Genomic DNA, 11,772 nt, shown 5'->3' with positions numbered 1-11,772 from the left:
GCGGAGCGATGGGCACGGCGTGCGGGTCGACGACGCCCCGTGCCATCGAGCGATTGTTGCGATGCGTTTGAAGCTGATCGAGGAACTGACACATCTTCTTACCCAAGCCCGGGGCAAGCAGGATCTCGCCTACGCGCTGGCAGCGGCGGCATCCCGAATGGGGTTCGATCATTTTGCTCTGGCCTACGATCCGGTGTTCGGCAGGGATCCCGATGCCCGGCTTCTCGTCCATGATTATCCGGAAGCCTGGGCCCGCCGCTATGTCGAGTTCGCGCTTGATCGCTACGACCCCGTTCGGCGCGCCTGCCAGTGGGCGCTGAACGGCTTCGCGTGGCGGGATCTCGGCGCGCATATCTGCCTGTCGTCGGACGACCGGCGCCTGTTGTCGGCCTGCGCGAACCACGGCCTGGCCGACGGCTTCACCGTGCCGCGGCATCTGCCGGGCCTGGCCAGCGGCGCGTGCACCTTCGTCGTGCGTCCCGGCGTGCGGCTGCCCGAGGACATGCTGGTCGTCGCCGAAGCGGTCGGCGCGACGGCGCTCGGTGCGGCGCACCGCCTCGCGGGCGGGCTGCGACCGCGCCGGCGCATGTTGAGCCGGCGCCAGCGCGACTGCGTGCTGTGGTCGGCGCGCGGCAAGTCGGTGCCGGATATCGCGACGATCCTCGGCATCGGCCGGGGCACTGTCGCCTATCATCTCCGCCTCGCTCGCGAGCGCTATGACGTCCACAGCTCGGAGCCCCTGGTCCTTTCCGCGATGTTCGACGGCGCGATCGGCTTTGCCGAGGTGCTGCCGTGGATCGCGACGAACTGAGCAGAACCTCTCCGAGTCAGGAGATTCCGGCGCCTCCGGCATGATGCTCTGCTGGCGACTTCCGCAACCCGCACGGAGTCGCCGGACATGCTCTCGTTCCTTCCCGCCGATGCGGCCCGCCGACACGTAGTCGAGGCGATGCTCGCCGCCCGCAAGCAGGTCTTCATCGACCTGCTCGGCTGGGAGCTTGCCACGGTCGGCGAGCATTTCGAGGTCGACCGGTTCGACGACCGCGAGGCGGAGTATCTGATCCTCGTCGACGACGGGGGGCGCCACCGCGCGTCCGCGCGCCTGCTCCGGACCGACCGCGCGCATCTGCTCGGCGACCATTATGCCCATCTGTGCGACGGCCCCATTCCTCGCGGGCCGTCGATCAGGGAAATCACCCGCTTCTGCCTCGACCGCAACCAATCGGCCGCGGAACGCCGTTCCGCGCGCAACCAGCTTGTCTCCACGCTTGTCGAGCATGCACAGGCCAACGCCATCACGGATTATGTTGGGGTGGCTGAGATCGACTGGTTCAGCCAGATCCTCGGCTTCGGCTGGCGCTGCCTGCCGCTCGGCCGCGCGAGGCGCGAGGGCAGGATGACGCTCGCCGCGCTCCATATCGAGATCGGCGAGACGACACTGGCCCGGTTGCGCAGAGGACGGATCTACGAACCTCTCACGCTGAACCTGGTCACCGTGCGCGGCAGCGCCCAATGATCCCGCACTGCCGGACAGCAACAACCGCCGGCGATCGGCGAAGCGTCATTCGGTTCGACGCCGCGGCAACGGTACCGTGGCGAGACCGACGCGCAGCCAACGAGGATGACCGTCGTGGAGTCCCCCTGCCTCCCTCACACCACGTGGCCAACACCCCGGGGTCCTTGCCCGTGCCTTGCCACACGCGCGAGACCACCGGCGCCGAGTTACTATCGCGGATATCGCTCGGATGAGCCCGACGCAGCTGCTCGAGCCGACCTATAGCGTCATCCGGCGGCACCTCGTCGAGGGCGCCTGGCCCGCGGGTCACAGGCTGGCGACGAGTCATCTCGCCGAAGAATTCGGCGTCAGCCTCAGTCCCGTCCGCGACAGCCTCAACCGCCTCGCCGGCGAGGAACTGGTCGACTTCATGCCCGGCGTCGGGTTCCGGGTGCCCGCACCCGACGTGGTCGCGCTGACCGACATGCTCCAGTTCCACCTCATGCTGCTGACCAGCGCGCTGTTCGACCTGGACGGCAATCCGCTCGTACCTGCGCCTGCCGGTGAGCGCGCAGCCGATACCGCCACCCTGTTCCGGCAGATCGCCGACCGCTCCGGCAACGCGGAGCATGTCACGGCCGTCGTCCAGCTTGGCGATCGGCTCGCTCCCTATCGCCTGTGCGAGCCGGCGATCCTGGGCGAGCCCGAGGCGGAGGTCATCGGCCTTCGGCAGGCGCTTGCGGAAGCCGCGGCCCCATCGACGCTCGTTGCTATCCTGACCCGTTATCATGATCGTCGGATCGCCGTGGCGGCTGACCTCGTCCGCCTCCGCGCCATGCCCCGGAGCTGATCCCGAACCGCAGATCCCCACGCCAAAAAAAGAGGGCCGAGCCGTCACCGGCCGTCCCTTTGCAAGGTTTAGGAGAGTATGCCTGAAAGGCGCCCTCCTTGTGCGGCGCAGCATGAATCCGTGCAAATGCAAATTTCGAGAGAGCAGTTGCGTCGCCATCCTCGGTCGCGCGAAAGCAGCTGATCAACCCGGCACAGGAACGATGATCTCGGTGCGTTGAAGTCTTGGCCGGCGCGATACAGCAGAACCGGCTCGACAACCGCGGCAGGTATAAAGCGAGCGACATCGGCGTCATGGGAGTGGACGAAAGGACCCTCCCTTCCATGGACATCCGACTGAACCGCGCCGCAGCCCTGATGCGCGAGGCGCTCACGCTGCTGGACGACGCGGCGGCCTGGCCCATCGCAGCCTGGCTGCAGCTTGCGCTGGACCGGCTTGAGGGGCACGGCACCGCCGGGCAGGATGCGGCCTCGATGGAACCTCAGGCAGTGCCGGACCACGGACGACTGCCGCAAAGCACACGCAGCCATTGATCCAGCGGCCGCGCGATCATCGTCGCACGCGCAGTCGCGCCCGGCTTGTCACGCCCGCATTCAGCAGTCATGCTTACAGGGCAGCTCGGTTATCGCTGGCAGACGACGCTGTGGGCTGATCCCGCCAGGCCTATGCACGCCGGTCCGCCAAGGACCGGCGGCCGTACCGGACAAGGGCGCCCGCGCCCGACGGCGGCACTTCCTGCTGATCCTCAAGCCGGTCTTCGCCGGCCGTCGGGTCCTGCCTGCTCCGGTCCGATTCCATGCACGCGTGCAACGACGAATGCAGGCTGTCCCGTGTGGCGCCACGGATGGCATCATGAGCGGCAAGCCCGAGGATGGCGCGCACCGTGCGGGTGCCACGCTGCTCGACACGCTCTTCCGCACCGAGGCGCCGCGCCTGCGGCGCTATTTCAGCCGCCGGCTGCGCGGCGGCGACGAGGCGGGCGACCTCGTCCAGGAAGCCTTTGTCCGCTTCGCCGACGCGGCGCGCGAGAAGCTGCCGTCGCGCCCCGCCGCCTATCTGCAGCGGATCGCCACCAACCTGCTGATCGACCGCGCACGCCGGGTCCCGATGCTGCTCGACCCCGACATCGATGTGGCGTCGGCTCCGGGACAGGAGGACGCGCTTCTGGTAGACGGGGTGATGCGGGTCTACCGTACGGCGCTCGACGCGCTGCCGGAGCGGACGCGCACGATCTTCCTCCTCTACCGGGTGGAAGGCCTCGTCTACAGGGAGATCGCCGAACGGATGGGCATCAGCATTCCCGCGGTCCAGAAGCATATGGCGCGCGCGCTCGAGCATCTGGCGCGCGCACTGGCCGATGAAGGCTGAGCGTGCCGGCATCAGACAAGACACGGCTGCGCGAGGCCGCCGAATGGTTCGCCGCGCAGCATGGCCCCGACGCCGCCGCAACCCAGGCACAGTTCGAGACATGGCTGGCGGCAAGCGAGCGCAATCGCGAAGCCTATAGCCGCATCGCCGAGACCTTTAGCCTCGGCAAGAAGCTGAAGCCGGGGGGCGCCGCCGTCCCTGCAGCACAACCGCCCACGCGGCGGCGCGCGCGCAGGACGGTCGCGGCAGCCGCACTGGGGGTGGCCGCGGTCGGTGCCGTGCTGCTGCTGGTCGCGCCCAACCTGTCGACACGCCCGTCCTCCCCTGCCCAGCCCGTCGCCGCGGCGCAGCCGCTCGCGACGCCGAGGGGGCAGATCCGGCCGTTCCGGCTCGCCGACGGCTCGGTCGTGACGCTCGATACCGACAGCCGGATCCGGGTCGCCTTCACCCTGGCCGGTCGCGATCTCTGGCTCGAGCGCGGCCGCGCCCGCTTCGACGTCGCGCATGACGGCCGCCCCTTCACCGTCCGGGCCGCCGGCGGGTCGATCGTCGCGCGCGGCACAATCTTCGATGTCCGGCTCGGCGCGCACCGCGTCGGTGTCAGCCTGCTGCGCGGCGCGGTCGACGTGATCGCACCGCGCCAGGGTGCGGCGGGACCTCGTATCCGCCGCCTTCGACCGGGCGAGACGGTCGCGATCGGCTCGGACGGCGTCGTCGCGCTTGCCCCCGCGGCCGCCGCCACGGTCCGTCAGGATGCCTGGCCGCAGTCGCTGCTCGAGTTTGACGAGATCCGGGTCGGCGATCTTGTCGCCGAGGCCAACCGCTATGCCACCACACCGCTTAAGCTGGCGGACCCCGCGCTTGCCGAGCGGCGTGTGTCGGGCACCTTCCGCGTCGGTGACGCCGAGCGCCTCGCCCGGAGGCTCGCCGCGCTGCTCGATGCGCCGGTTTCGCGCGCCGCCGACGGCCACATCGCGCTGGGTGAGGCAGCGCACTGAAAAAATGTTGATCGCTGCGGTTTAAATCGCGGCAGAGCGAACGTCGCTGCCCCTGATCCGCCCGGACTTATCCCGGCGGCCGACCCGGGGGGCCCCATGCGATACCGATTGACACTTCATGCCCTGATGCTTGCCGGCTGCGCCATCGCGGCCCCGCTCCACGCGCAGACCGCGGAGCCCGTCGCGACCTATGATCTCCCCGCGCAGGAGCTTGGCAGCGCCTTGCGCGCGATCGGCCGCCAGGCCGGCCGGGAGATCATCTTCGAGGCGGATGCGGTCGACGGCCTGCGCGCCCGCCCCCTGCGCGGGCGCTGGACGGCGCGCGACGCCGTCGCGCAGCTTCTCGAAGGCACCGGCCTCGAGGCGCGCAGCGAGGATGGCGCGATCATCATCCGGGGGCGATCGCAGGCGGCGGCGCTAGACCGGGGCACCGGCGCCGACATCGTCGTCACCGGCACCCACATCCGCACGAGCGAGCCGGTGTCGCCCGTCCGCACCGACAGCCGCCGCGACATCGAGCGGCGCGGGCGGACGACGCTCGGCGACTATATCCGCGACCTGCCGCAGAATTTCGGCGGCGGCCAGAATCCCGGCATCGTCGGCGGCGGTGTGCAGGGCGGCAACGAGAATCTCGCCGCGACCTCGGCGCTCAACCTGCGCGGCCTCGGTGCCGATGCGACGCTGACGCTGATCAACGGCCACCGCGTCGCTTATGACGGTGCGGTCCAGGGCGTCGACATCTCGGCGATCCCGCTCGCGGCGCTCGACCGGATCGAGATCGTTGCCGACGGCGCCTCCGCGCTCTACGGCTCGGATGCGGTCGGCGGCGTCGCCAATGTCATCCTGCGGCGCGATGCCGAAGGGTTGTGGACCTCGGCCCGTCTCGGCGGCGCGACCGACGGCGGCAATTTCCAGCAGCAGTACAGCGCGGTATCGGGTGCGCGCTGGCAGGGCGGCGGCTTCATGGTCGCGGGCGATCTCAATCGCTCCACCGCCATCGACGCGGGGCAGCGCAGCATCACCCGCGCGCTCGATCCATCGAAGACCCTGTTGCCGCGCCAGCGCCAGGTCTCGGGCGTGCTCACCGGCCACCAGACCCTTGGCGCGGCCGAGCTGACGCTCGACGCGCAGTACAGCCGGCGAACCAGCTTCATGGCCGAACCGCTCTCCACGACGGCGGACGCCCGCATCGACGGCAATGTCTATGCGCCATCGGCGGAGAGCTGGTCGGTGACCCCCGCGGTCGGCTTTGACATCGCCGCGGGCTGGCGCGCGCAGCTGATCGGCACCTATGGCCAGAGCCTCACAAAGGCGCCGGGCGAAGCCTATGCCGGCGGCGCACTCGCCTCGACCAGCCATGTCTTCTACGACAATCGCCTGGCGACCGTGGAACTCCGGCTGGACGGCACACTGGTCGATCTGCCCGGCGGCCCGCTCGGGTTGGCGGTCGGCGGCGGCTATCGCCGCTTCACGCTCCAGTCCCGGTCGCGGATCGAGGCCGGCGAGATCGTCATCCCGCTGCTCAACATCGACCGGCGCGAACGCGTGGCGTTCGGCTATGGCGAGCTGGCGCTACCGCTGTTCGGGCCCGCCAACCGGCGGCCCGGGCTCGACTTCCTCCAGCTGACCGCTGCCATCCGCTACGAGCATTATGCCGGGATCGACGGCGTCGCATCGCCGAAGTTCGGGGCGGTCTGGCGGCCGGTGCCGGACGTCACATTGCGCACCAACTGGGCGCGCTCGTTCAAGGCGCCGACCTTCTACCAGCGCTACCGCACCTATCAGGCGCTGCTCGTCCCCGGCAGCGATTTTGGCGAGACGGGCCCCCTGCGGGACCGACCCGTCCTCTACCTCGCCGGGGGCAATGCGGATCTCGAGCCGGAACGGGCGACGAGCTGGACAGTCAGCGCCCGCTATGCGCCGGCCGCGGTGCCCGCGCTGCGTCTGGAGCTGAGCTGGTTCCGCATCCGCTATCGCAACCGGGTCGCCAATCCGATCGCCTCGGTGCTCGGGCTGTTCCAGAACCCCGTCTATGACAGCCTGATCACCTTCGATCCGGATGCCACGCTGCAGGCCGCGCTGATCGCACCCGCCGGCGGCGCTTTCGGCCTCCAGAACTTCACCGCTGCGCCCTACGATCCGTCGACCGTCTATGCCGTGGTCGATGCGCGGTCGCAGAATAGCGCCAACCAGGCGATCGACGGGATCGATCTCAACGCAGCCTATGCGTTCAGCCTTCGCTCGGGTGGCACGATCGACCTCACCGCATCCGCGAGCCGGCTCGACAGCGACCGTCGCCTGATCGAGGGCCAACCCGCCCTCCCCGCCGCCGGCGTCCTCTTCTACCCCCCGCACTGGCGTGCACAGGGCGGCGCCGTCTTCGCCCAGGACGGCGTCACACTGTCGGTCTTCGTCAACTATCTGGCGGGTGTCCGCGACAACCGGATCCAGCCCGAGGAGCGTGTCCGCGGCTTCGTCACGACCGATCTCGTCGCGAGGATCTCAGGACGCGGCATATTCGAGGGCGTCGATCTTACCTTGGCGGCGATTAACCTGTTCAACCGCAAGCCCGCGGTGATCCGCACCAGCCGCGCGGTCGACCCGCCCTATGACTCGACAAACGGGTCGGTGGTCGGCCGTATGCTCAACATCACATTGGCCAGACAGTGGTGACGCGCGCGGTTCGCTGCGGGCTCGCCATCGCCGCACCGCTGATGCTCGCCGCCGGCAGCCCGGCGGCGGCCTGCACGACGCTCGACTGGACGATGGTCGCCGCCGATCCGGCGCGGCGCCCGCTCATCGCCGAAGATCTCGTCAGACTGCGCGACGTGGGACCGCTCGGCGATGATCAGCCAGCGCACCACGCCCTGGCGCTTTCGCCCGACGGCCGCCATGTGGCGTTCCAGCTGCGTCAGGCCGATCCCTCCACCAACGGATACTGCCTCGCGCTCGTCGTCCTCGCGACTGCGGGCGACCGCCCGCCGGTCTTCGCGGACAGGGGCGGCGAACTGATCAGGGGTAGCGTCGACGCGGGCGTCGAGCCCGTCCGCAGGACCGGCGTCCCTGCGATCATCACGCCGCACTGGTCAGCCGACGGCCGCTTTCTCCTCCACCTGCGACAGGACGCCGGCATCGTTCAGCTCTGGCGCTCCGATGCCGAAGGCCGGGGCAGCCTCCCGCTGACCCGCTTCGCGGACGGCGTGCTGGACGTCCGGCTCGACGGCGGGCGCGCGATCCTCAAGCTCCCGGGCGATCGTACCGCTGCCCGCGCCGCGCTGGCACAGGAAGCGGCTGTCGGCTTCCACCTGGATGGGCGCGTCATGCCGCTGGACGCGACGGCACCGGCCGTCCGTGTCGAACCGGACACGCGCTTTGTCACGCTGGATCTTGCAACGGGCGCGATGGCTCTGGCGACGGCAGAAGATGCGAAGCACTTCGACGGTGCCGAGGACGTCTCGCCGCGGCCGGCGGCTGACATATGCCAGGCAATCACACGTCCGGAAGGCGCGGGGGTACCGGTCGCGACCCGGATCGTCCTCGCCTGTCCCGGCGCGCCGCTGCGCCCCTGCCTTGCGCCGGAATGCACCGGCTCCAGCGGACCGCTGTGGACCGGGGACGGCGGCCGGGTCGTCCGTTTCGCGCGCCGGGAGGGGTGGGCGCGCAGCACCACTGCGGTCTATGAATGGGATCCGGCGGCCAGCCGGCTCCAACGGCTTTATGCCACCGATGCCCTGCTCATCGACTGCCGGCCCCATCGCGAGACCGCGCTCATCTGCCTGCGCGAACTGTCACTTGCGCCCCGCCATCTCGTCCGGATCGATCTTGCCGATGGCAAGGTAACGACGCTCGCCGACTTCAACCCGGAATTTCAGCATATCGCTCTGGGCGTCAGCGAGCGGCTGCCGCTGCGCAGTTCGGTAGGGCTCGAGGCCTTCGCCGATCTTGTGCGTCCCGTCGGCTATGTGGCCGGCCGGCGCTACCCGCTGATCGTCGTCCAATATCAGTCGCGCGGTTTTCTGCGCGGAGGCACCGGCGACGAATTCCCGATCCAGCTGTTCGCTAACAATGGCTTCGCCGTTCTCAGCATCCAGCGCCCGCCGCCGGCCGCGGTGACCGCACGCCCTGCCGACTATGTCGAGATGGACCGGATCGGCCTCCAGGATTTCGCCGATCGCCGCAATGTCCTCTCCGTCGTCGAAGCCGCCGTCGACCGGATCGTCGCGCGCGGCACTGCCGACCCGCGCGCCATCGGCATCACCGGTCTCAGCGACGGCTCCTCGACCGTCCAGTTCGCCGCCCTCAACAGCCGGATCTTCTCAGCCGCGATCGTCAGCGGCTGCTGCTGGGAACCGGGGCAGACCGCGCTGCTCGGGCCTGCCGCCGCCTCGATTTATGCGCGGATTGGATGGCCGGGCGTCGCCGAGCGTGCCGATGCCTTCTGGTCGAGGCTTTCGATTGTCCGCAATGCCGATCGCGTCGCCATGCCGATGCTCTTCGAAATGGCGGACGAGGAGTTCCGCGCCGCCCTGCCGAGCTTCACCGCGCTCCGCGAACGCGAACGGCCAGCCGACTTCTTCATCTTTCCGGACGAGCATCACATCAAATGGCAACCGGCACACCGGCTCGCCGCCTATCTCCGCGGCCTCGACTGGTTCAACTACTGGCTTCGCGGCCTCCTGCCGGCCGACCCGCGAAGACGCTCGGAAGCGTCGCGCTGGGTCGAGATGGACCGAGATGCCGCCTGTCGGGCCGAACGCGGCCGGTCAGCCGCCGCCCCAGTGTCGCGCCCATGCCTCGGTGTCGAGAAGCAATAGGATCCGCACATAGTCGTCGCCGCGCATTATCGCCTGCTCGGTCAGCGCGGCCTCGAGCGCGGGGCGGGACACGATCCCGTGTCGCGCAAGCAGGCCGTCGAGCAGCATCGCCCGAGCGTCGCGCAGCCTGGTGCGCAGAATGGCGACGGCGAAACTGTCGGGGCCACCCTTGCCACGCCGGCCGATGATGTCGCGTGGCAGATCGCCGGCGAAGGCCGCACGGGCATGGGCGCGGTTCCGGCCGCCGGCACAGGCCTGCCAGCTCGGCACGGCCAGGCAAGCCTCGACGATCGGCTGCGACAGCAACGGGTGCACTGTCGTGAACGGCAGGCGCCGATCATGGACATCCATATAGGACTGGGCACGCACCAGCATCGCGACGTGCGCGATCTTGCCGAGCAACGCGTCCGCAGGGCGCCGCAGCCAGGGATGATCCGCCGGACGGGCTGTCGCGGCGGCGACCGCATCCTGCGTCAGGAAGCGTTGGTCGCCGGTCCAGCCGGTGCGCGAAGGCGACAGCAAGAGACGCAGGCCGTGCCTGAGAACCGTCCAGCGACTGGCACCGGTGAGCGTGCCGATGTCGGCCAGGGTCGCGGCGACGCCGCTCAGCGATGGCGCGGCGCGGAGTCGGTCGACGACGGGACGGGCAGAGCGGGTGAACTGGAAGACATTGTCGCCGCCCACGCCCGTAAAGAAGGCGCCCGCCCCTTCCCCGCCGATCATCCGCCCGATGACCGCATCATAGGCCTGGAGCTGGGCGCGGCCCCCCGGCCGCGGACGATGCGCAACACTCGATCGCGCGATGTCGACCGCGTCCAGGTCATAGTCCGCCTCCGCGAGCGCAATGCCCAGGTGCGCGGACAGCAGGCGGGCATAGCGCCGCTCGTCGCCATGCGGATCGCTTGTGGAGATGGTGACCGCATCGACCGCGGGTCGCTGGGCGAGGGCCACGGCGACGATCGAGGAATCGAGCCCGCCCGACGCTCCGATGAGGATGCGGCCGAAGCGCGTTGACCAGCGGGAGACGCAGTCGGTGACGACCGCGCGCAGCGCCTGCGGCGACGGCGGCGCGCCGCCGACATGGTCCCAAGGCGTCCAGCGCATCGCCAATCGCAGTTCGCCGTCTCCGAGCTCCATCGCCATGCCGGGCAGCAATTCGCTTACCCCCGCTATCGCAGTCGGTGGTTCGAGCAGATCGGCGAAGACGAGCGATCGCGCCAGTTGCACCCAGTCGACTGCCGGGGCGATGATGCCGGCGTCAACGAGCAGGCCGATGTCGGACGCAAACGCAGCGATGCCCCCACGGGCGGCATGATAGCAGGGCAACTGGCCCGTGGGATCGCGGAAGATCTCGTGGCCGTTCCGCGTAGCGCCGCACGCGACATAGGCGCCCCAGCATGTGCGCTGCAGCTCGGCAAGGCGCCGCCCTGCCCTCGCCCCGGCGCCATGCTTCACGTCTTCATTGCAGCGATCCCGCTCGAAAACGTGCCCGATTGCCATGCCGTCGGCCAGACGAAGCCATGGGGCGTCCCTGCCCGCGAAGAGGCTGACCGCTGCAGTCTCGACAAGAAGGTCGAGCCCCTGCGGTCGCCGAAAGGCCGCGGCGGCGGGCGGCGGATGCCCCCTGCCCTGGCGCACCAGCAGGAGATAGCGCATTGCCATCAGAGGATCAGGATCGGAGTGTAGAGACGGGTCCGCTCAATCACGTCATTGTCGACGCGGGTGCCGGATTGGACCCAGCAATGCGCCGCGAACGGGTCGAGCTTGACCCCCAGCACCAGACGCGGATGCGCGCCCTGCCGTAGCGCCAGCGCCCTGAAGGCGAGCGACCGCGCAAGGCACTGGTCGGCTTCTCCGAACCACGCGGCGATGCTGCCGAACGCGCCATGAAGCCGCGCGAGGCCATCCGGGCGAGACGCCGTGACGCTTTGCCGGGGCGCGCGGCCGGCTTCCACCGTCATAACGCGCTGAAAGGACCACCGACGCAGCCGTTGCTGAAGCCGCCACTGTGACCAGGAGGCGCTCAGCAGCAGGTCCGCAGTACCCTGTCCGGGTCGGAGTTCCTGCTCGGCCGCCGCCAGCCCCGCCGGCGCTACCGCGCAGAGGCTGCCGGAGGCGTTGAGGATCGCCGCGCGCCGGAGCGCTGCGAGATCGTCGGCGGCGATGGCGCGCTCGCCCGCGACCAAGCGGCAGAACGAAGCGTCGAGGCGTTGCGACAGGCAGAAATAGCGGTCGGCCTTCATGTCG

10 protein-coding genes are annotated in these 11,772 nt (G+C 69.7%); 8 read left to right on the top strand and 2 right to left on the bottom strand.

Translation table 11 applies throughout. The annotated features are described in order from the left end of the window. The first annotated feature begins 61 nt into the window (after window positions 1–61). From FHS96_RS25880 to FHS96_RS25845, 8 genes are all read left to right on the top strand, one after another. Entirely contained in the window at window positions 62–811 is a 750-nt protein-coding gene (locus FHS96_RS25880) for a helix-turn-helix transcriptional regulator (protein WP_429598705.1), read from the top strand. Window positions 812–898: 87 nt separating this feature from the next. Further along, on the top strand, window positions 899–1,516 hold the full coding sequence (locus FHS96_RS25875; protein WP_429598703.1) for an acyl-homoserine-lactone synthase: 618 nt from the start codon (window positions 899–901) through the stop codon (window positions 1,514–1,516). Window positions 1,517–1,745: 229 nt separating this feature from the next. Further along, entirely contained in the window at window positions 1,746–2,345 is a 600-nt protein-coding gene (locus tag FHS96_RS25870) for a GntR family transcriptional regulator (protein WP_429598701.1), read from the top strand. A gap of 323 nt (window positions 2,346–2,668) precedes the next feature. Then, window positions 2,669–2,878 carry a hypothetical protein gene (locus FHS96_RS25865; RefSeq protein WP_429598699.1) on the top strand — a complete coding sequence of 70 codons (210 nt, stop codon included), beginning with the start codon at window positions 2,669–2,671 and terminating at the stop codon, window positions 2,876–2,878. Between the two features lie 319 nt (window positions 2,879–3,197). After that, window positions 3,198–3,713 (top strand): RNA polymerase sigma factor, encoded by a 516-nt coding sequence (locus FHS96_RS25860; RefSeq protein WP_429598697.1) that lies wholly within the window; start codon window positions 3,198–3,200, stop codon window positions 3,711–3,713. 2 nt (window positions 3,714–3,715) lie between these two features. Then, window positions 3,716–4,711, top strand: a complete 996-nt coding sequence (locus FHS96_RS25855) for a FecR family protein (RefSeq protein ID WP_429598695.1) — start codon at window positions 3,716–3,718, stop codon at window positions 4,709–4,711. Between the two features lie 108 nt (window positions 4,712–4,819). Beyond that, entirely contained in the window at window positions 4,820–7,384 is a 2,565-nt protein-coding gene (locus tag FHS96_RS25850; RefSeq protein ID WP_429598693.1) for a TonB-dependent receptor domain-containing protein, read from the top strand. Continuing rightward, on the top strand, window positions 7,381–9,525 hold the full coding sequence (locus FHS96_RS25845) for an Atxe2 family lasso peptide isopeptidase (protein ID WP_429598691.1): 2,145 nt from the start codon (window positions 7,381–7,383) through the stop codon (window positions 9,523–9,525). The genes FHS96_RS25850 and FHS96_RS25845 overlap by 4 nt, the downstream gene beginning before the upstream one ends. On the opposite strand, the gene FHS96_RS25840 is transcribed toward FHS96_RS25845, so the two are convergent. Further along, window positions 9,475–11,187, bottom strand: coding sequence for an asparagine synthase-related protein (locus FHS96_RS25840; protein WP_429598689.1), 1,713 nt, complete (start codon window positions 11,185–11,187; stop codon window positions 9,475–9,477). The two genes, FHS96_RS25845 and FHS96_RS25840, sit on opposite strands and share 51 nt — an antisense overlap. Beyond that, a complete protein-coding gene (locus FHS96_RS25835; protein ID WP_429598687.1) occupies window positions 11,187–11,768 on the bottom strand; it encodes a lasso peptide biosynthesis B2 protein in 582 nt (193 codons plus the stop codon). The genes FHS96_RS25840 and FHS96_RS25835 overlap by 1 nt, the downstream gene beginning before the upstream one ends. Window positions 11,769–11,772 lie beyond the last annotated feature (4 nt).

The organism is Sphingomonas zeicaulis, assembly GCF_050433225.1.
Lineage (GTDB): Bacteria > Pseudomonadota > Alphaproteobacteria > Sphingomonadales > Sphingomonadaceae > Sphingomonas_D > Sphingomonas_D zeicaulis.
Note: the sequence above shows the minus strand (reverse complement) of the source record. Positions and strands in the feature narration are given on the sequence as shown.

What these genes read in the sequence shown, in the direction of transcription:
- FHS96_RS25880 (WP_429598705.1), top strand. Translation starts at nt 62, where the DNA reads ATGCGTTTGAAGCTGATCGAGGAACTGACACATCTTCTTACCCAAGCC.
- FHS96_RS25875 (WP_429598703.1), top strand. Translation starts at nt 899, where the DNA reads ATGCTCTCGTTCCTTCCCGCCGATGCGGCCCGCCGACACGTAGTCGAG.
- FHS96_RS25870 (WP_429598701.1), top strand. Translation starts at nt 1,746, where the DNA reads ATGAGCCCGACGCAGCTGCTCGAGCCGACCTATAGCGTCATCCGGCGG.
- FHS96_RS25865 (WP_429598699.1), top strand. Translation starts at nt 2,669, where the DNA reads ATGGACATCCGACTGAACCGCGCCGCAGCCCTGATGCGCGAGGCGCTC.
- FHS96_RS25860 (WP_429598697.1), top strand. Translation starts at nt 3,198, where the DNA reads ATGAGCGGCAAGCCCGAGGATGGCGCGCACCGTGCGGGTGCCACGCTG.
- FHS96_RS25840 (WP_429598689.1), bottom strand. Translation starts at nt 11,187, where the DNA reads ATGGCAATGCGCTATCTCCTGCTGGTGCGCCAGGGCAGGGGGCATCCG.
- FHS96_RS25835 (WP_429598687.1), bottom strand. Translation starts at nt 11,768, where the DNA reads ATGAAGGCCGACCGCTATTTCTGCCTGTCGCAACGCCTCGACGCTTCG.